20 protein-coding genes and 1 tRNA gene are annotated in these 18633 nt (G+C 59.3%); 17 read left to right on the top strand and 4 right to left on the bottom strand.

What is annotated here, in order from left to right:
- Positions 1-48 precede the first annotated feature (48 nt).
- Positions 49-627 (bottom strand): nucleoside triphosphate pyrophosphatase, encoded by a 579-nt coding sequence (locus CS390_RS17495; protein ID WP_065761309.1) that lies wholly within the window; start codon positions 625-627, stop codon positions 49-51.
- Between the two features lie 95 nt (positions 628-722).
- Here CS390_RS17495 and CS390_RS17490 point away from each other — a divergent pair, with 95 nt between their 5' ends.
- The 12 genes from CS390_RS17490 (at position 723) to CS390_RS17435 (ending at position 10457) form a co-directional block, all read left to right on the top strand.
- Positions 723-1250 carry a YceD family protein gene (locus CS390_RS17490; protein WP_065761310.1) on the top strand — a complete coding sequence of 176 codons (528 nt, stop codon included), beginning with the start codon at positions 723-725 and terminating at the stop codon, positions 1248-1250.
- Between the two features lie 13 nt (positions 1251-1263).
- Positions 1264-1446, top strand: coding sequence for a 50S ribosomal protein L32 (gene rpmF, locus CS390_RS17485; protein ID WP_010447173.1), 183 nt, complete (start codon positions 1264-1266; stop codon positions 1444-1446).
- A gap of 3 nt (positions 1447-1449) precedes the next feature.
- Complete coding sequence (plsX, locus tag CS390_RS17480; RefSeq protein WP_083199879.1) at positions 1450-2460, top strand: phosphate acyltransferase PlsX; 1011 nt, start codon at positions 1450-1452, stop codon at positions 2458-2460.
- 129 nt (positions 2461-2589) lie between these two features.
- A complete protein-coding gene (gene fabD, locus CS390_RS17475; RefSeq protein ID WP_065761311.1) occupies positions 2590-3528 on the top strand; it encodes an ACP S-malonyltransferase in 939 nt (312 codons plus the stop codon).
- Positions 3529-3545: 17 nt separating this feature from the next.
- Positions 3546-4286 (top strand): 3-oxoacyl-ACP reductase FabG, encoded by a 741-nt coding sequence (fabG, locus tag CS390_RS17470; RefSeq protein ID WP_065761312.1) that lies wholly within the window; start codon positions 3546-3548, stop codon positions 4284-4286.
- 196 nt (positions 4287-4482) lie between these two features.
- Entirely contained in the window at positions 4483-4719 is a 237-nt protein-coding gene (gene acpP, locus CS390_RS17465; protein WP_003175607.1) for an acyl carrier protein, read from the top strand.
- Positions 4720-4823: 104 nt separating this feature from the next.
- A complete protein-coding gene (gene fabF, locus CS390_RS17460; protein ID WP_099775455.1) occupies positions 4824-6068 on the top strand; it encodes a beta-ketoacyl-ACP synthase II in 1245 nt (414 codons plus the stop codon).
- A complete protein-coding gene (pabC, locus tag CS390_RS17455) occupies positions 6068-6883 on the top strand; it encodes an aminodeoxychorismate lyase (RefSeq protein WP_065761314.1) in 816 nt (271 codons plus the stop codon). The genes fabF and pabC overlap by 1 nt, the downstream gene beginning before the upstream one ends.
- Positions 6884-6886: 3 nt before the next feature.
- Positions 6887-8011, top strand: coding sequence for an endolytic transglycosylase MltG (gene mltG, locus CS390_RS17450; RefSeq protein ID WP_065761315.1), 1125 nt, complete (start codon positions 6887-6889; stop codon positions 8009-8011).
- Between the two features lie 9 nt (positions 8012-8020).
- The gene (gene tmk / locus CS390_RS17445) at positions 8021-8653 is read left to right on the top strand and encodes a dTMP kinase (protein ID WP_065761316.1); all 633 of its coding nucleotides are present in this window, start codon (positions 8021-8023) and stop codon (positions 8651-8653) included.
- Positions 8646-9632 (top strand): DNA polymerase III subunit delta', encoded by a 987-nt coding sequence (locus tag CS390_RS17440; RefSeq protein ID WP_065761317.1) that lies wholly within the window; start codon positions 8646-8648, stop codon positions 9630-9632. Before tmk ends, CS390_RS17440 begins: the two co-directional genes overlap by 8 nt.
- A 36-nt stretch (positions 9633-9668) precedes the next feature.
- Positions 9669-10457 carry a TatD family hydrolase gene (locus CS390_RS17435; RefSeq protein WP_065761318.1) on the top strand — a complete coding sequence of 263 codons (789 nt, stop codon included), beginning with the start codon at positions 9669-9671 and terminating at the stop codon, positions 10455-10457.
- Positions 10458-10676: 219 nt separating this feature from the next.
- Here CS390_RS17435 and CS390_RS17430 read toward each other — a convergent pair whose 3' ends face one another.
- Complete coding sequence (locus tag CS390_RS17430) at positions 10677-11810, bottom strand: aminotransferase class V-fold PLP-dependent enzyme (RefSeq protein ID WP_099775454.1); 1134 nt, start codon at positions 11808-11810, stop codon at positions 10677-10679.
- A gap of 72 nt (positions 11811-11882) precedes the next feature.
- Here CS390_RS17430 and CS390_RS17425 point away from each other — a divergent pair, with 72 nt between their 5' ends.
- The 4 genes from CS390_RS17425 (at position 11883) to CS390_RS17410 (ending at position 14870) form a co-directional block, all read left to right on the top strand.
- The gene (locus tag CS390_RS17425) at positions 11883-12521 is read left to right on the top strand and encodes a TetR/AcrR family transcriptional regulator (RefSeq protein WP_065761482.1); all 639 of its coding nucleotides are present in this window, start codon (positions 11883-11885) and stop codon (positions 12519-12521) included.
- A gap of 126 nt (positions 12522-12647) precedes the next feature.
- Positions 12648-13616: a GTP 3',8-cyclase MoaA gene (locus CS390_RS17420; protein ID WP_065761490.1), complete on the top strand. Its 969-nt coding sequence runs from the start codon at positions 12648-12650 to the stop codon at positions 13614-13616.
- 80 nt (positions 13617-13696) lie between these two features.
- Positions 13697-14299 carry a DUF4823 domain-containing protein gene (locus CS390_RS17415; RefSeq protein WP_065761483.1) on the top strand — a complete coding sequence of 201 codons (603 nt, stop codon included), beginning with the start codon at positions 13697-13699 and terminating at the stop codon, positions 14297-14299.
- Between the two features lie 10 nt (positions 14300-14309).
- A complete protein-coding gene (locus CS390_RS17410) occupies positions 14310-14870 on the top strand; it encodes a DUF1285 domain-containing protein (RefSeq protein WP_099775453.1) in 561 nt (186 codons plus the stop codon).
- 100 nt (positions 14871-14970) lie between these two features.
- Here CS390_RS17410 and CS390_RS17405 read toward each other — a convergent pair.
- Positions 14971-15046: transfer RNA gene (locus tag CS390_RS17405), tRNA-Asn, on the bottom strand.
- A 72-nt stretch (positions 15047-15118) separates the two neighbouring features.
- Complete coding sequence (locus tag CS390_RS17400; protein WP_065761485.1) at positions 15119-16315, bottom strand: amino acid aminotransferase; 1197 nt, start codon at positions 16313-16315, stop codon at positions 15119-15121.
- Between the two features lie 293 nt (positions 16316-16608).
- Here CS390_RS17400 and uvrB point away from each other — a divergent pair, with 293 nt between their 5' ends.
- Positions 16609-18624, top strand: coding sequence for an excinuclease ABC subunit UvrB (gene uvrB / locus CS390_RS17395; protein WP_099775452.1), 2016 nt, complete (start codon positions 16609-16611; stop codon positions 18622-18624).
- Positions 18625-18633 lie beyond the last annotated feature (9 nt).

Raw genomic sequence — 18633 nt, 5'->3', positions numbered from 1 at the left:
GTTGCGTGTTTAGGCAGAAGCCGACCTGAGGGTCGGCTTTTTTGCGCCTCAAGGAATGGTGACGCCTTCCTTGAGCAGCATGTCCACCAGGCGAATCAGCGGCAGGCCCACCAGGCTGGTTGCGTCGACGCCGTGGGTGCTTTGAAACAGGCTGACACCCAGGCCTTCGGCCTTGAAGCTGCCGGCGCAGTCATAGGGTTGTTCGGTGCGCAGGTAGCGCTCGATGCGTGGCAGGTCCAGTTCGCGCATGTTGACCGTGAAAGGCACGCAGTCAACCTGAGCGTGGCCGGTGCTGCTGTTGAGCAGGGCAAGCCCGGTGAGGAAGGTGACATGATTGCCGCTGGCTGCCAGCAACTGTTCGCAGGCCTTGTCGAAAGTGTGCGGCTTGCCGAGAATCTGCTCGCCCAGTACCGCGACCTGGTCGGAACCGATGATCAGGTGGTTGGCGTGGGTGGTGGCCAGCGCTTCGGCTTTTTCCAGTGCCAGGCGCTTCACCAGCTCTACGGCGGGCTCTTCATCCAGGCGTCGCTCGTCAATGTCCGGGGCGGCCCAGTTGAAGGGGAGTTGCAGGCGCGCCAGCAATTCGCGCCGGTAGGGTGAGCTTGAAGCCAGTAATAAAGGCAGCATGATGAACTCCTGAGCGGGTTCGCCAATTCTAACATGAGCCATGGGGCCTAATTTCCTTTGACAGGGGCGGGGGGCATCCCTAGAATGCTGCGCCTATGTTGAATGACCCGATTCCACCTCACGTTGACCCGCGCAAATTGGCAGATCGTGGCGTTTCCCTTGAAGGGAAAGTGCTGCTGGCCGATTTGGAGAGACTCTGCGACCCGCTTTCCGACAATGTCGGTATGGTGCAGGCGAAATTCGATTTTGAGCGAGACGAGCAGAAGACAGTGGTTATACACACTGACCTCAACGTCGAAGTCAAAATGGTTTGCCAGCGTTGTCTTGAGCTGGTTACCCTGCCGATCCATAGCGAATGTACTTACGCTGTGGTGAAGGAGGGTTCGAATACCCAGTCGTTACCGAAAGGTTATGACGTGCTGGAACTGGGCGAAGATCCATTGGATCTGCAGGCATTGATCGAGGAGGAGCTTTTGCTCGCCTTGCCCATTGTGCCTGCTCATCATCCGGAAGAATGCCAGCAGCCGGCGGGCGCCGATGAGCCCGAGCCGAGCGAGGACGAGGTAACGCGGTCCAACCCGTTCAGTGTATTGGCGCAGTTAAAGCGTGACCCAAACGTTTAGGAGTTAATCAATTATGGCTGTTCAGCAGAACAAAAAATCCCGCTCTGCCCGTGACATGCGCCGTTCGCACGACGCCCTCGAGGCCAGCGCTCTGTCCGTAGAAAAAACCACCGGTGAAGTTCACCTGCGCCACCACGTATCGCCAGAAGGCGTATACCGTGGTCGTAAAGTGATCGACAAGGGCGCTGACGAGTAATCCTTGTCCGCTCAGATCATCGCGATCGACGCAATGGGCGGGGACTTCGGTCCCCGCAGCATTGTTCAGGCGAGCATTGCTTGCCTTTCGGCTACCCCCTCGCTGCACCTGACCCTCGTTGGTCAACCCTCCCTCCTTGAAGATTTGATCGCTGGCCAGTCGGCAGCAGATCGCTCGCGTCTGCAGATTGTTGCGGCCAGTGAAGTGATCGGCATGGATGAGCGGCCTTCGCAGGCGTTGCGTGGCAAGCCGGATTCGTCCATGCGCGTCGCCCTTGAATTATTGCGTGATGGCAAGGTTCAGGCCTGCGTGAGTGCTGGCAATACCGGTGCGCTGATGGCGCTGTCGCGTTATGTGCTGAAAACGCTGCCAGGTGTTGATCGCCCGGCGATGGTGGCAGCCATTCCTACGCAGGCAGGCTACTGTCAGTTGCTTGATTTGGGGGCCAATGTCGATTGCAGTGCCGAGCACCTTTATCAGTTTGCAGTGATGGGCTCGGTGGCGGCTCAGGCGCTGGGTGTCTATCGTCCGCGCGTGGCGCTGCTCAACATAGGCACTGAAGACATCAAGGGTAATCAGCAGGTCAAGCTGGCTGCCAGCCTGTTGCAGAATGCCAAGGGCTTGAACTACATCGGCTTCGTCGAGGGTGATGGCTTGTACCGTGGTGAGGCTGATGTCGTGGTCTGCGACGGTTTTGTCGGCAATATCCTGCTCAAATCCAGTGAAGGCCTGGCAACCATGATCGGTGCGCGTATTCAGGCGCTGTTCCGTGAGGGGGTGTTTGCTCGCGTGGCAGGTGCCATGGCCATGCCATTGCTCAAGCGCTTGCAGGCCGATCTTGCGCCAGCGCGACACAATGGTGCGAGCTTTCTGGGGTTGCAGGGTATTGTTATCAAAAGCCATGGTTCTGCGGGCGTTCAGGGGTTTCAGAGTGCTATTCAGCGTGCACTGATCGAAATCCAGGAAGATCTGCCGCAGCGCTTGCATGGGCGTCTTGAGGATCTGTTGCTTTAGGCATATCGGCAAGGAAGTGGTTAAATGTGACCGCTTGGTTCTCGTTACCATCCAATTTTCAGTTTCTTGCGATCAGTCCTGCGACTGTTCGCTCAATTTTCGACGACAAGATCATTAGGGGCTTGTTCAATGTCTGCATCCCTCGCATTCGTCTTTCCGGGTCAAGGTTCGCAGTCCCTCGGCATGCTGGCCGAGCTGGGCGCCCAGTACCCACTGGTCATCGATACCTTCCGCGAGGCCTCCGAGGCTCTGGGTTATGATCTCTGGGCACTGACCCAGCAGGGCCCGGAAGAGCAACTCAATCAAACTGACAAAACTCAGCCGGCTATCCTGACCGCTTCGATCGCCCTGTGGCGCCTGTGGTTGGCGGAGGGTGGTGCTCGCCCTGCGTTCGTCGCCGGTCACAGCCTGGGCGAATACAGCGCCCTGGTGGCCGCGGGTAGCTTGTCCCTCGGCGATGCCGTGAAGCTGGTCGAGCGTCGCGGTCAGCTGATGCAGGAGGCCGTACCGGCCGGGCAGGGCGCCATGGCTGCGGTCTTGGGCCTGGATGATGCGGATGTCATCGCTGTGTGCGCTGAAGCGGCACAGGGTGATGTCGTCAGCGCGGTCAACTTCAACTCGCCTGGCCAGGTCGTCATCGCCGGTTCGAAGGCCGCTGTCGAGCGCGCAATCGAAGGGTGCAAGGCGCGTGGCGCCAAGCGTGCCCTGCCATTGCCGGTCAGCGTGCCGTCGCACTGTGAACTGATGCGCCCGGCTGCTGAACGGTTCGCTGAATCGGTTGCTGCCATCGATTGGCAGGCGCCGCAGATTCCGGTCGTGCAGAACGTCAACGCGACGGTCTCTGCTGATCTGGACACGCTCAAGCGCGACTTGCTGGAGCAGTTGTTCAAGCCAGTGCGCTGGGTTGAATGCGTTCAGTACCTCGCAGCACAAGGCGCTACCTCGCTGGTCGAGTGCGGCCCAGGCAAGGTCCTGGCCGGTTTGAACAAGCGCTGCGCTGACGGTGTGACCACCTATAACCTCAATACCCCAGACGCTGTCGCCGCCACCCGTGCGGCGCTGGCCTGAAATTAGGAGAAGCTTGCATGAGCCTGCAAGGTAAAGTTGCACTGGTGACTGGTGCCAGCCGTGGCATTGGCCAGGCCATCGCCCTGGAGCTGGGTCGCCTGGGCGCTACGGTCATCGGTACGGCCACCTCGGCTGCTGGTGCCGAGCGCATCGCTGCGACCCTCAAGGAGCACGGTATCGCGGGTACCGGCCTTGAGCTGAACGTCACCAGTGATGAGTCGGTTACCGCCACACTGGCCGCGATTCAGGAGCAGTTCGGCGCGCCGACGATCCTGGTCAACAACGCCGGTATCACCCGCGACAACCTGATGCTGCGGATGAAGGATGATGAGTGGTTCGATGTTATCGATACCAACCTCAACAGCCTGTACCGTCTGTCCAAGGGCGTGCTGCGCGGCATGACCAAGGCGCGCTGGGGTCGTATCATCAGCATCGGTTCGGTAGTCGGTGCCATGGGTAACGTCGGTCAGGTCAACTATGCAGCTGCCAAAGCTGGCCTGGAAGGCTTCAGCCGTGCGCTGGCGCGTGAAGTGGGCTCCCGTGCGATCACCGTCAACTCGGTGGCGCCTGGTTTCATCGACACTGACATGACGCGCGAGCTGCCAGAAGCGCAGCGCGAAGCCCTGCAGACCCAGATTCCTCTGGGGCGTCTGGGACAAGCCGAGGAAATCGCCAAAGTCGTGGCTTTCCTGGCGTCCGAGGGTGCAGGTTATGTCACTGGTGCAACCATTCCGGTCAACGGCGGGATGTACATGTAAGGCAAATGTGACGGATTGCTTCAAAAAAATGTCATACGTGGCGTGTAAAATCCGTTATAAAGCTGCAACCAAATTCTAGTCAGCGGTTGGGTGTGACGTTCGAGAAGCGCTTGGCGCTTGAAAAGCCAAACTCTTTCTATACACTTACACCCCGGCCAGCTGCCTGACATATGTCCATTAGGAGTGAAAACAAGGTATGAGCACCATCGAAGAACGCGTCAAGAAAATCGTCGCCGAGCAACTGGGCGTTAAAGAAGAAGAAGTAGTGAACACTGCTTCCTTCGTCGAAGATCTGGGTGCCGATTCCCTTGACACCGTTGAGCTGGTGATGGCTCTGGAAGAGGAATTCGAGACCGAAATCCCTGACGAAGAAGCCGAGAAGATCACTACTGTTCAAGCAGCTATCGACTACGTCACCAGCCACCAGGCTTAAGACGTTGTAGTCGTCGCTTCTTGTCATGGAAAAACCGCACTGCCTTCACTGGCGTGCGGTTTTTTCTTTGCGAGAGATGTAGACCTTAGAAAAAGGAGAGTGCTGTGTCGCGTAGACGCGTCGTGGTCACCGGTATGGGTATGCTGTCGCCACTGGGTACGGACGTGCCGAGCAGTTGGCAGGGCATTCTGGCTGGCCGCAGTGGCATTGGTCTGATCGAACATACAGACCTTTCTGCTTACTCCACCCGTTTTGGCGGCTCGGTAAAGGGCTTCGAGGTTGAGCAGTACCTGTCGGTCAAGGAAGCTCGCAAACTCGACCTTTTTATCCAGTACGGCCTGGCGGCCGGTTTTCAGGCAGTGCGTAATGCTGGCCTGGAAGTGACCGATGCCAACCGTGAGCGTATCGGCGTGGCCATGGGTTCGGGCATCGGTGGCCTGACCAATATCGAAGAAACCAGCCGCACCTTGCATGAGCAGGGGCCTCGGCGTATTTCGCCGTTCTTCGTGCCAGGCTCGATCATCAACATGATTTCCGGCTTCCTGTCGATCCACCTGGGCGTACAGGGGCCTAACTACGCCATTGCCACGGCATGCACGACCGGCACGCATTGCATTGGCATGGCCGCACGCAATATCGCCTTTGGCGAAGCCGACGTGATGATTGCCGGTGGTGCTGAAATGGCTGCGTGTGGCTTGGGTATGGGGGGCTTTGGCGCTTCTCGTGCGCTGTCGACCCGCAACGACGAGCCGACCCGTGCCAGTCGTCCATGGGACAAGGGCCGTGATGGCTTTGTTCTGGCCGACGGCGCCGGTGCGCTGGTGCTTGAAGAGCTGGAGCACGCCAAGGCCCGTGGTGCGACCATTTATGCCGAGCTGGTAGGTTTCGGTATGAGCGGCGACGCGTATCACATGACCTCGCCACCGGAAACCGGTGCCGGTGCTGCACGCTGCATGGCCAATGCCCTGCGTGATGCGCGCCTCGACCCGAGCGAAGTCAGCTACATCAACGCCCATGGCACGTCGACTTCGGCGGGTGACCTGGCGGAAGCATCGGCGATCAAGTCGGTGTTTGGTGAGCATGCGTACAAGCTGGCGGTCAGTTCCACCAAGTCCATGACCGGTCACCTGCTGGGCGCTGCCGGGGCTGTGGAAGCGATCTTCAGCGTGCTGTCGATCAACGGCCAGGTGGCACCGCCGACCATCAACCTCGATGAGCCGGACGAAGGGTGTGACCTGGACTTCGTGCCGCATCAGGCGCGTGAAATGTCGATCGATGTGGTGTTGTCCAACTCCTTCGGTTTTGGCGGTACCAACGGCTCGCTGGTGTTCCGCCGGTTCGCCGGTTGATGCAAAGCTGGGTCGATGGTCAGCCGGCCGATACCCTGGCACTGCAAAGTCGAGGGTTGGCCTACGGCGATGGTCTGTTTGAGACCATCGCGGTCAAGGCCGGCAGGCCATCATTGTTCGAGTATCACCTCGAACGCTTGGCGCTGGGTTGCCAGCGCCTTGCGATTAACGCCGATCTGGCACTGATTCGCGATGAGTTGAGCCGTTACGCCAGCCTGCTGGGCGAGGGCGTGCTCAAGCTCATTCTGACCCGGGGTGACAGTCAGCGTGGCTATGCGCCCGCCGCTGGCGTGCCGCCGCGGCGTATCTTGCAGGGCAATCCGCCAGCGGCTTACCCCGCTGGCAATGCCGAGCATGGTGTGAAGCTGTTCGAATGCCGTACCCGCCTGGCGGAACAGCCGCTGTTGGCGGGGCTCAAGCACCTCAATCGTCTTGAGCAGGTATTGGCCCGTTCCGAGTGGCAGGATCCCGACTATGCCGAAGGGTTGATGCGTGACATCACCGGCCGCGTGGTCGAAGGGGTCTACAGCAATCTGTTTCTGGTCAGGGATGGCGTGTTGTTGACTGCCGACCTCAGCCGTTGCGGGGTTGCCGGGGTCATGCGTGCGGCGCTGATGGTCGAGGCTGCGCGCCTCGGGATCGACGTTCGTGTCGGCGACCTGGCCCTTGAGGATCTTGCGCGAGCCGATGAGGTCTTTCTCTGTAACAGTGTTTACGGTATCTGGCCGGTGTGCTCGTGTGGATCGATGAACTGGTCGTCGGGCCCGGTCACCCGTAAACTGCAGGCCATTGCCCGTACGTTACTGGATGCCTGATTTGTGAGACGTAAATTCTTGGTACTGCTGGAGATCGGCCTGATCCTGGGTGGCCTGCTGTTGGGGTACTCCGCCTGGAAGTTGAACTCGGCCCTTCAGCAGCCGCTGCATGTGTCCCAGGAGCAGTTGCTCGATGTGCCGACCGGTACGACGCCCAATCGCATGTTCTACCGTATGCAAACGGATGGCTTGCTCAAGGATGCTTTCTGGTTACGCCTGTACTGGCGTTTCAATATGGTCGGTGTGCCGCTGCACACAGGCGAGTATCGTCTCAGCCCAGGCATGAGCGTGCGCGAGCTTTTCGAGCTGTGGCGTCGCGGTGAGGTGGTGCAGTACAACCTGACGCTGGTTGAAGGCTGGAACTTCCGTCAGGTGCGCGCCGCTTTGGCCAAGCACGAAAAAATCGAACAGACGCTTAACGGTCTGAGCGACAGCGAGGTCATGGAAAAGCTCGGGCACGCTGGTGTGTTTCCGGAGGGGCGCTTTTTCCCGGATACCTACCGCTTTGTGCGCGGCATGACCGATGTCGAGTTCCTCCAGCAAGCGTATGCGCGCCTGGAAGAGGTGCTGGCTCAGGAGTGGAATGCCCGTGCCCCTGAAACCCCTTATCGCGATCCTTATCAGGCGCTGATCATGGCTTCGCTGGTGGAAAAGGAAACCGGCGTTCCTCAGGAACGTGCCCAGATCGCGGGTGTATTTGTGCGACGCATGCAAATCGGCATGTTGCTGCAGACGGATCCAACGGTGATTTATGGCATGGGCGAGCGCTACAACGGCAAGATCACCCGTGCTGACCTGCGCGAGCCGACCCCTTACAACACCTATGTGAATGCGGGCTTGCCGCCGACGCCAATTGCCATGGTGGGGCGTGAGGCGATTCATGCGGCGTTGAACCCATTGCCTGGCAGCAGCCTTTACTTCGTGGCGCGTGGCGATGGCAGTCATGTCTTCTCCGATGACCTGGACGCGCACAATTCAGCGGTGCGTGAGTATCAGCTCAAGCGTCGCGCCGATTATCGCTCGAGCCCGGCACCGCAAGCCCAACAGTCGACACCCGATGACATGGTCGTCGAACCGAGCGAGTCTTCGACAGCGGTCGATGAGTCCTCCCGTACTGATCAAAATTAAGGACTGCCTGTGAGCGGCTTGTTTATTACCCTGGAAGGCCCTGAAGGTGCGGGCAAGAGCACCAACCGCGAGTACCTGGCCGAGCACCTGCGCAGCCAGGGCGTGGACGTGCTGCTGACCCGGGAGCCGGGTGGCACGCCGCTGGCGGAGCGTATTCGCGAGCTGTTGCTGGCGCCCAGTGAAGAGCTGATGCACCCCGATACCGAGCTGTTGTTGGTCTTCGCTGCGCGTGCCCAGCACCTGGCCGAAGTGATCCGCCCGGCATTGGCACGGGGCACCGTCGTGCTTTGTGATCGCTTCACGGATGCGACCTACGCTTATCAGGGTGGCGGTCGCGGCTTGTCGCTAGAGCGCATTGCCACGCTTGAGCAGTTCGTTCAGGGTGAGTTGCGCCCTGACCTGACCCTGGTGTTCGATCTGCCGGTGGAGGTTGGCCTGGCGCGCGCTGCCGCGCGTGGCCGTCTCGACCGCTTCGAGCAGGAGGGGCAGGCGTTTTTCGAGGCTGTGCGTCAGGCTTATCTGGCGCGTGCCGAGGCCACGCCTGCGCGTTATCGCCTGATCGATGCCGCCTTGCCGCTGGAGCAGGTGCAGCGTGCCATTGATGCCTTGCTGCCTGAAATCCTGGAGCGTTGCCGTGGCTGAGGCCTACCCTTGGCAGGACGCGCTGTGGCAGCAGTTGGCAGGGCGTACGCAGCATGCTCATGCCTACCTGCTGCACGGTCCTCAGGGCATCGGCAAGCGGGCGTTGGCCGAGCGCCTGATGGCCTTGCTGTTGTGCCAGCGTCCCAAGGGGCTGCAGGCCTGCGGTGAGTGCAAGTCATGCCTGTTGCTGGCGGCTGGCAGCCATCCGGACAACTATGTCCTGGAGCCGGAGGATACCGACAAGCCGATCAAGGTCGATCAGGTGCGTGACCTGGTATCGTTCATCGTTCAGACCGCCCAGTTGGGGGGTCGCAAGGTGGTGCTGATCGAGCCGGTAGAAGCGATGAACATCAATGCGGCCAACGCCCTGCTCAAGAGCCTTGAGGAGCCGTCCGGCGATACCGTGTTGTTGTTGGTTAGCCACCAGCCCAGCCGGCTGCTGCCGACCATCAAGAGCCGCTGCCTGCAGCAAGCTTGCCCATTGCCGGGTTTCGAGCAGAGCCTGGCCTGGCTCGGCAAGGCGTTGCCCGACAGTGACGAGCAAGAGCGCCTAGAGTTGTTGACCTTGGCTGCGGGCTCGCCGCTGGCGGCTGTCAGCTTGCAGGCACAGGGCGTGCGCGAGCAGCGTGCGCTGGTGGTCGACGGGGTGAAGAAGTTGCTCAAGCAACAGTCGTCGCCCAGCCAGCTTGCCGAGGCCTGGAGCGCGGTGCCGCTGTTGTTGCTGTTCGACTGGTTTTGCGACTGGTCCAACCTGGTCCTGCGCTACCAGTTGACCCAGGATGAGGAGGGGCTTGGCCTCGCTGACATGCGCAAGGTGGTGCAGTACCTTGCGCAAAAAAGCAGCCAGAGCAAGGTGCTGGAAATTCAGGACTGGATTCTTGCCCAGCGCCAGAAGGTGCTGGCCAAAGCCAACCTTAACCGCGTGTTGCTGCTCGAGTCCTTGCTGGCCTCATGGGCGATGCTTACGGCTCAGCGCTGAGCGCCGATTTTTCAATTACTTCTGTGTAAAGACCTCATGCTTGTAGATTCCCATTGCCACCTCGACCGTCTCGACCTTACCGCCTGCCAGGGCTCTCTGGATGCTGCCCTGGATGCTGCCAGGGCGAGGGGGGTTGGGCACTTTCTGTGCATTGGCGTCAGTGCGGAGAATGCCGCAGCGGTGAAGGCAGTCACTGAGCGCTACGGTGATGTCGACTGTTCGGTAGGGGTTCACCCACTAGACCTGGCACCCGGTGCCGAGCCGGCCCTGGACTGGTTGCTGCAGGAGCTGAATCACCCCCATGTCGTGGCGATCGGTGAGACCGGCCTGGATTATCACTACGAGCCTGAAGCTGCCGAGCTGCAGCAGGACTCTTTTCGCCTGCACCTGGATGCCGCGCGTATCACCGGCAAGCCGGTGATCGTGCATACACGTGCGGCGCGCGCTGATACCCTGGCACTGCTGCGTGAAGCTGCATTGCCGCAGGCTGGCGTGCTGCATTGCTTTACCGAGGACTGGGACATGGCCAAGGCTGCGTTGGACCTGGGTTTCTACATTTCCCTTTCCGGCATCGTCACCTTCCGTAATGCGGATGCCTTGCGCGATGTCGCACGCCAGGTGCCGGTCGATCGCCTGCTGGTGGAAACCGACTCGCCGTACCTTGCGCCGATTCCATACCGCGGCAAGCCAAACCTGCCGCAGTATGTGCGGGAAGTGGCGGAGTTCGTTGCCATGCTGCGTGGGGAAACCTACGAGCGGCTTGCCGAGCAGACTACAGCTAACTTCAAGCGCCTGTTTCCATTGGCGCGTGTCGCCAAGCACTGAATCGCAGGCAAAAAAAACCCGGGTTCTGGGGGGTGAATCCGGGTTAAGACCATTAGGAGTAAAACAAAGGTACTCAATCCTTTCGCACCTTTATCAGCGCGACACTTGGGGGGGGTATGCCGCGCTAACAGTTCAAGTATTGGTCAGGATTGGCGCTATTCCACTGCAGGTTGGTCGATTTTTAAACAAATTTGGAATACGCGTGGGGTTGTTGAGCACTCATTGCTCTGCAAGCCGGCGTACCAAGGCCAGTGTTTCGTCGATCACGCGCTTATCTGTGTAAAAATGTGGGGAAAAGCGTATACCCGGTCCTCGCGGTATGCAGACGACCTGTTCGGCTTTGAGTGACTGGTACACCTGCGCATGTTCCTGGCCATCGATGCTGAACGAAACAATCCCGGCGCGGCGGGAGGGCTCCAGTGGGCTGTGCAGGCGCACGCCGGGGATGGCGGCAAGCCCATTGCTCAACCATTGCACGCGTTCTTCGATGGCGCTGGCCACGCGCTCCATGCCCACTTCTTCCAGCAGCGACAGGCTGGCCTCCAGGGCCACAGCACCGAGCATGTTCGGGCTGCCACATTCAAAGCGCCGTGCGCTGCGCGCCGGCTCCCAGGTGGTGCGGTTGTAGTCACCCATGTGCTCAAGCATATGCCAGCCATACTCGCTGAGCTCCAGCTGTGGCCGAATTTCGGCGCGGCAGTAGAACACCCCGAGCCCCTCCGGGCCGAGCATCCACTTGTGGCCGTCAGCCATGGCAAAGTCGCAGTCATAGGCCTGGACATCAAAGGGCAGGGCGCCCAGTTGCTGAATGGCATCGATGCAGAACAGCACGTTGCGCTCGCGGCAGCCGCGCCCCAGGCGCGTAAGGTCTAGGCGAAGCCCGCTGGCGAACTGCACGGCACTGATTGCCAGTAGCCGCGTGCGCGCATCACAGGCCTCCAGCAGGGCGCCTTCCGGGTCGTGGCCCTTGAGGCTGACTTGTCGGACCTTCACGCCTTGGTTGGCCAGCGCCTCCCAGACCACCCGATTGGAAGGGAACTCCTCATCGCTGATGACGATTTGATCGCCAGCCTGCCAGTCGAGGCCGAAGGCGACGAACGACAGTGCTTCCGAGGTGTTTTTGACCAGCGCGATATCATCCGTCGACGGTGCGTTCGTCAGGCGCTTGAGCCGTTCGCGAAGTCTCTGCTCCATGGCCATCCAGTCTGGATAGTCGCGGGCGCCGATCAAAACGTTCTCGTTGGCGAAGCGTGAGACCGCCTCGCTCGCGCGTTTTGGCCAAGGTGCGACGGCTGCATGGTTCAGATAGCGGAGGCCGTCAGCGTGTGGGAACTCATCATGAAACATAGACATGGTTGGATGATCCGTGCATTTTGGCGCAAGTTAGGCATAATACCTGGCTTCGATTTTGATCCAGTCCTTCTTATGCAGAAAGAACCTCGTAAGGTCCGTGAGTTTCGTCGCCGTGAGCAAGAGATTCTCGACACCGCGCTCAAGCTGTTTCTCGAACAGGGTGAAGACAGTGTCACCGTCGAGATGATCGCTGATGCTGTCGGTATCGGCAAAGGCACGATCTACAAGCACTTCAAGTCCAAGGCGGAGATCTACCTGCGCCTGATGCTCGACTATGAGCGCGATTTGAACCAATTGCTGCACTCTGCCGACGTCGACCGCGATAAGGAAGCCCTGTCGCGTGCCTATTTCGAATTCCGGATGCGTGATCCGCAGCGCTACCGGTTGTTCGACCGCCTGGAAGAAAAGGTGGTCAAGGGCAATCAGGTGCCGGAGATGGTCGAGGAGCTACACAAGATCCGCGCATCCAACTTCGACCGTCTGACCCTATTGATCAAAGGGCGCATCAGTGAAGGCAAGCTTGAGGATGTCCCGCCATACTTCCATTACTGTGCCGCCTGGGCGTTGGTGCATGGTGCCGTAGCGCTCTATCACTCGCCGTTCTGGAGCAATGTGCTGGAAGATCAGGAAGGTTTTTTCCAGTTCCTGATGGATATCGGTGTGCGCATGGGCAACAAGCGCAAGCGTGACCCTGAAGCCTCCGGTAACTGAGCCGCTCGGCAGAGCTTTAGTGCTACTGGCGTGAGTCACTCGGGAATATACTCGAGGATGAGGCTTGCAAATACCTGATTTTTGAGTCAGGTTTTGCAAGCCAACTTCATTCGTGCCGGAGTCATCATGATCGTCGATCATCAAGGCAGACGCTTTCGCAATTTGCGTGTCAGCCTTACTGCCGCCTGCAACTACGCTTGCACCTATTGTGTGCCGGACGGCAAGCGGCTGGTCGCGGCTCAGGATGAGCTGTCGGCTGAGGCAATGGCGCGTGGCGTTGCCTACCTGATCGAGGCGGCCGGTATCGAGCGCCTGCGCATCACGGGCGGGGAACCGCTGGTCAGCCCGAAACTTGAAGCCTTTCTCAAGACCGTTGCCGGTTTCGGCCTGGATGAAATCAGCCTGACCACCAACGGCCAATTGCTGGCGCGCAAGCTGCCGTTGCTGATAGAGGCCGGAATTGCTCGGCTTAACGTCTCCCTCGATACCCTGAATGCCGAAGCCTTTCGCAGCATTGCGCGTGGCGGCGACCTGGCCACTGTGCTCGACGGCATGCGTCAAGCCAGCGCCGCGGGGATGAAGATCAAGGTCAATATGGTGCCGCTGAACGGGCAGAACCTTGATCAGGTGCTACCGCTGCTGGATTACTGCCTGGAGCACGGCTATGAGCTTCGCTTCATCGAATTGATGCGCATGGGGCATCTGGCGCGCGACAGCAATGCTTTCTTGCAGCAGTTTGTTGGCCTGCAGCAGTTGCTGCAGGTAATTGGTGAGCGCTACGAGTACTTGCAGGCCGATGCGCCGGTCGATGCGACCGCCTTGCGCTACTGCATTCCCGGCCAGGGCTTCTTTGGTGTGATTGCCAATGAAAGCGTGCCGTTTTGTCGTACCTGCTCGCGTTTGCGGTTGTCGTCTACAGGCTGGTTGCATGGCTGCCTCTCTTCCAGCAATCGTCACTATGTCGGTGATCTTCTGGACAAGCCGCGCCACCAGGCACTTCCCGCGTTGCAGGGCTTGCTGGTCAAGGCATTGGCTGACAAGCAGCCGGTGGCCTTCTCCGGTGGTGCAACAGTGATGAAAATCATCGGCGGTTAACCTGGTCCTTCTGGAGCTGGCGCAAAATCTGCATCTGCCGACTATTCGCCGGTTTTCCGTCGCCGGCCATTGGAGGAAAGATGCGTAGCCTGGTTGTGCTGCTGGCGCTGACGGCGCTGAGCGGCTGCATGAATGTCAGCGATATGGGCGAGGGTGCCCGTTACCATTTGAGCGATGCCGGCTTGCTCGATCACAGTGAGACTCGGCGCTCGATGTCATTGCGGCTGCAACCCGACTCGTTTATCTATATCGGTCAGGGGGCGTTCGTACCGCCTGGCGGCGCTTACCCGCGCCCTAACGTTGTGGCTGAAGAGGCGTTCAAGGGTTTCATTGAGTACTTCCCGATGGTGCGTCGTGCTCAGGGGCCGTTGGGGCTGGAAGACGCGTTGAATGAGGCGCGGTCAGTGGGTGCGCATTACCTGCTGTATGCACGCTTTGCCAAGGCTGATGACCGTATTGGCAATGGCGACGAATGGTATGACCAGCAGGCGGTCGATCGCCTGGGGATCGACACCGGTGTGATTCAGTTGATGTTGATCGAAACCAATACCCGCTACTTGATCGATACGGCTCGGATCAAGAGTCGTGGCGGTTTGCTGACGTTCCACGACAATAAACCGGAAGATTTGCTTGCCCAGCCGCTGGAAGACTACGCTCGCAGCCTGTTGGGCATGAGTCTTTGAGGAAGGGATGATGGACGGTACCGGCAAGGCTAACGATTTATTGGCGCAGATCCCCAAAACAGAAAAGGGGCTGCCACCGGTGCATCTGTGGAATCCGGACTTCTGTGGCGATATCGACATGCGTATCGCCCGTGATGGTACCTGGTACTACATGGGTACCCCGATCGGTCGCAAGCCGATGGTTCGGTTGTTCTCGACCATCATCCGTCGAGATGGCGATGACTACTTCCTGATTACGCCGGTAGAAAAGGTAGGTATCAAGGTTGACGATGCGCCTTTCGTTGCTGTCAGCCTGGAGGTGCAGGGGAGTGGCGAGCAGCAACTGCTGCGCTTTACCAGCAACGTCGACGAGCAGGTCGATGCCGGTGCTGAGCACCCATTGCGTTTTGAAATTGACCCGCTAACGCAGGAGCCTTCGCCCTACGTACACATGCGCAGCAACCTTGAAGCGCTTATCCACCGCAATGTGTTCTACCAGTTGGTGGAGCTGGCGGTGCATCGGCGGATTGATGAGGAAGACTGGCTGGGTGTGTGGAGTGGGGGGCGTTTCTTCCCGATCGGTCGAACCTGATAGCGCGGTCGTTCAGCACATTGATTGTCAGTATGGATTGTCAGTGTGCTGAAACGAAAAAACCTCCAGTGCTTGCGCAACTGGAGGTTTTTCATATGTTTGGCTCCGCGACCTGGACTCGAACCAGGGACCCAATGATTAACAGTCATTTGCTCTACCGACTGAGCTATCGCGGAATCTGTGGCGTATCTTACTGATTGCTAAGGGGAAGTCAAGCTTTTGCTAACTTCCCCTTGGCAAAAAACAGCTTACAACACCTCGACGATTGCCTTGGTCACCACGTGAATGTTGCTCTGGTTCAGCGTGGCGACGCAAATGCGGCCGGTATCCAGGGCATAGATACCGAATTCGCTCTTCAGGCGGGCAACCTGCTCAACTGTCAGGCCGGAGTAGGAGAACATCCCGCGCTGGCGACCGACGAAGCTGAAGTCGCGCTTGGCGCCGTACTCGGCCAGCAGTTCGACCATCTGCTTGCGCATGCCGTGGATGCGCTGGCGCATTTCACCCAGCTCGGCTTCCCACATGGCACGCAGTTCCGGGCTGTTGAGCACAGCGGCGACGATGCTTGCACCGTGAGTCGGAGGGTTGGAGTAGTTGGTGCGAATAACGCGTTTGACCTGCGACAGTACCCGTGCGCTTTCTTCCTTCGACTCGGTCACGATGGACAGTGCGCCAACGCGCTCACCGTACAGCGAGAACGACTTGGAGAACGAGCTGGAAACGAAGAAGCTCAGGCCCGATTCAGCGAACAGGCGCACAGCAGCGGCGTCTTCGGTGATGCCGTCGCCAAAGCCCTGGTAGGCCATGTCGAGGAATGGCACGTGACCTTTGGCCTTGATGACCTCCAGGACGTTTTTCCAGTCTTCTGGGCTCAGGTCGACGCCAGTCGGGTTGTGGCAGCAAGCGTGCAGGACGATGATGGAACCCGACGGCAGGGCGTTCAGGTCTTCCAGCATGCCAGCGCGGTTTACGTCATTGGTGGCGGCATCGTAGTAACGGTAGTTCTGTACCGGGAAACCAGCGGCTTCAAACAGCGCGCGGTGGTTTTCCCAGCTTGGGTCACTGATGGCGACGACAGCGTTTGGCGACAGTTGCTTGAGGAAGTCGGCACCAATCTTCAGTGCGCCGGTACCACCGACGGCCTGGGTGGTGATCACGCGGCCAGCGGCCAGCAGTGGCGACTCGGCACCGAACAGCAGCTTCTGTACCGCCTGATCGTAGGCAACAATACCGTCGATTGGCAGGTAGCCGCGGGAGGCGTGCAGGGCAGCGCGTTGGGTTTCGGCTTCGATGACCGCGCGCAGCAGTGGAATGCGCCCCTCTTCGTTGCAGTAGACCCCTACACCCAAGTTGACCTTGTTGGTGCGGGTATCGGCGTTGAATGCTTCGTTGAGGCCCAGAATGGGATCGCGTGGTGCCAGCTCGACAGCGGAAAACAGGCTCATTATTACCTTGGCTCTGAATGGAGGGTGAAAGAGGTCGCACGCTCCAGTCGGATGCACTAGAGCGGTGCATAAACGGGGAGTCAGTATAGTGATACCCATCGGTCACGGCGACAGCCTGACGCAGCTTTTCCTGCTGTTTGGCCGATTATTTTTTTACCGTTAGTCGATTTACCGGGTTGAATGCAGGAAAAGCACCGCATGTCAGGTTGAAACTGGCGTCAGGTGCCCTTCATTCGGTATAAATACTGTCTATAAATACAGTTGCCTGTATCCGTACATTTCAGGGGTTTGTCATGTCCGAGTTTCAACTCGTCACCCGTTTCCAGCCAGCTGGTGATCAGCCAGAAGCCATCCGCCTGATGGTCGAAGGTATCGAGGCCGGGCTTGCACATCAGACCCTGCTCGGTGTGACCGGCTCTGGCAAGACGTTCAGCATTGCCAACGTCATCGCCCAGGTTCAGCGGCCAACATTGGTACTGGCGCCGAACAAGACCCTTGCGGCGCAGTTGTACGGCGAATTCAAGGCGTTTTTCCCGAACAACGCCGTGGAGTACTTCGTTTCGTACTACGACTACTACCAGCCTGAGGCCTATGTACCGTCGTCTGACACCTTCATCGAGAAAGATGCGTCGATCAACGACCATATCGAGCAGATGCGCCTGTCGGCGACCAAGGCGTTGCTGGAGCGACGCGACGCGATCATCGTGACCACCGTGTCCTGCATCTACGGTCTGGGCAGCCCGGAGACCTACCTGAAAATGGTGCTGCACGTGGACCGTGGCGACAAGCTCGACCAGCGTGCCTTGCTGCGTCGTCTGGCCGACCTGCAGTACACCCGCAATGAAATGGATTTTGCCCGTGCCACCTTTCGCGTGCGTGGCGATGTGATCGATGTGTTTCCGGCCGAATCGGACCTGGAGGCCATCCGCATCGAGTTGTTCGATGACGAAGTGGAGAACATTGCCGCGTTTGATCCCTTGACTGGCGAAGTGATTCGCAAGCTGCCGCGCTTCACCTTTTACCCGAAGAGTCACTACGTCACTCCGCGTGAAACCCTGCTGGAGGCGGTGGAGGGCATCAAGGAGGAGCTCAAGGAGCGTCTGGAGTACCTGCACAAGGCGAACAAGCTGGTCGAGGCGCAGCGTCTTGAGCAGCGTACCCGTTTCGACCTGGAGATGATCCTCGAGCTGGGCTACTGCAACGGTATCGAAAACTACTCGCGCTACCTCTCGGGACGTCCTGCCGGTGCGCCGCCGCCGACCTTGTACGACTACCTGCCCGATGACGCCTTGCTGGTCATTGACGAATCCCACGTCAGTGTTCCTCAGGTTGGCGCCATGTACAAAGGCGACCGTTCGCGCAAGGAAACCCTGGTCGAGTACGGTTTTCGCTTGCCGTCGGCGCTGGATAACCGACCGATGCGTTTCGATGAATGGGAGAGCGTCAGTCCCCAGACCATTTTTGTCTCGGCAACCCCGGGGCCTTACGAGGCCGAGCATGCGGGGCGGGTGGTCGAGCAGGTGGTGCGGCCGACAGGGCTGGTCGATCCGCAGGTCGAGATACGTCCGGCAACCACGCAGGTGGACGATCTGCTTTCGGAGATCCGCAAGCGTGTCGCGGTCGAGGAGCGAGTGCTGGTGACCACCCTGACCAAGCGCATGGCTGAAGACCTGACCGACTACCTTGCTGATCATGATGTTCGGGTGCGTTACCTGCACTCGGACATCGACACGGTCGAGCGGGTCGAGATTATCCGAGACCTGCGCCTTGGAACCTTCGATGTCCTGGTAGGCATCAACCTGTTGCGCGAAGGCCTGGATATGCCGGAAGTGTCGCTGGTGGCCATTCTCGATGCCGACAAGGAAGGTTTCCTGCGTTCGGAACGCTCGCTGATTCAGACCATTGGCCGGGCTGCGCGGAACCTCAATGGCCGGGCGATTCTCTATGCCGACCGTATGACCGGTTCGATGCAGCGCGCTATCGATGAAACCGAGCGCCGTCGGGAGAAGCAGGTGGCCTTTAACCTGGCCAATGGCATCGTGCCCAAGGGCGTGGTCAAGGACATCACCGATATCATGGAAGGGGCCACTGTCCCCGGTTCGCGCAGCAAGAAACGCAAAGGCATGGCCAAGGCGGCAGAGGACAGTGCGCGTTACGAAGCCGAACTGCGTTCACCGGCCGAGATCACCAAGCGCATCAAGCAGCTGGAAGAGAAAATGTACCAGTTGGCCCGAGACCTGGAATTCGAGGCAGCGGCCCAATTGCGGGACGAGATCGCGGCCTTGCGTGAGCGCTTGTTGACGGTCTGACCGCACAGG

Origin of the sequence: Pseudomonas sp. HLS-6 (assembly GCF_002753995.1) — a bacterium.
GTDB lineage: Bacteria > Pseudomonadota > Gammaproteobacteria > Pseudomonadales > Pseudomonadaceae > Aquipseudomonas > Aquipseudomonas defluvii.
The sequence above is the reverse complement of the archived record's forward strand: the minus strand, read 5'-3'. Positions and strand labels throughout refer to the sequence as shown.

Coding starts and splice junctions, on each gene's coding strand:
- CS390_RS17495 (WP_065761309.1), bottom strand. CDS start 627: ATGCTGCCTTTATTACTGGCTTCAAGCTCACCCTACCGGCGCGAATTG.
- CS390_RS17490 (WP_065761310.1), top strand. CDS start 723: ATGTTGAATGACCCGATTCCACCTCACGTTGACCCGCGCAAATTGGCA.
- rpmF (WP_010447173.1), top strand. CDS start 1,264: ATGGCTGTTCAGCAGAACAAAAAATCCCGCTCTGCCCGTGACATGCGC.
- fabD (WP_065761311.1), top strand. CDS start 2,590: ATGTCTGCATCCCTCGCATTCGTCTTTCCGGGTCAAGGTTCGCAGTCC.
- fabG (WP_065761312.1), top strand. CDS start 3,546: ATGAGCCTGCAAGGTAAAGTTGCACTGGTGACTGGTGCCAGCCGTGGC.
- acpP (WP_003175607.1), top strand. CDS start 4,483: ATGAGCACCATCGAAGAACGCGTCAAGAAAATCGTCGCCGAGCAACTG.
- pabC (WP_065761314.1), top strand. CDS start 6,068: ATGCAAAGCTGGGTCGATGGTCAGCCGGCCGATACCCTGGCACTGCAA.
- CS390_RS17435 (WP_065761318.1), top strand. CDS start 9,669: ATGCTTGTAGATTCCCATTGCCACCTCGACCGTCTCGACCTTACCGCC.
- CS390_RS17430 (WP_099775454.1), bottom strand. CDS start 11,810: ATGTCTATGTTTCATGATGAGTTCCCACACGCTGACGGCCTCCGCTAT.
- CS390_RS17425 (WP_065761482.1), top strand. CDS start 11,883: ATGCAGAAAGAACCTCGTAAGGTCCGTGAGTTTCGTCGCCGTGAGCAA.
- CS390_RS17420 (WP_065761490.1), top strand. CDS start 12,648: ATGATCGTCGATCATCAAGGCAGACGCTTTCGCAATTTGCGTGTCAGC.
- CS390_RS17415 (WP_065761483.1), top strand. CDS start 13,697: ATGCGTAGCCTGGTTGTGCTGCTGGCGCTGACGGCGCTGAGCGGCTGC.
- CS390_RS17410 (WP_099775453.1), top strand. CDS start 14,310: ATGGACGGTACCGGCAAGGCTAACGATTTATTGGCGCAGATCCCCAAA.
- CS390_RS17400 (WP_065761485.1), bottom strand. CDS start 16,315: ATGAGCCTGTTTTCCGCTGTCGAGCTGGCACCACGCGATCCCATTCTG.
- uvrB (WP_099775452.1), top strand. CDS start 16,609: ATGTCCGAGTTTCAACTCGTCACCCGTTTCCAGCCAGCTGGTGATCAG.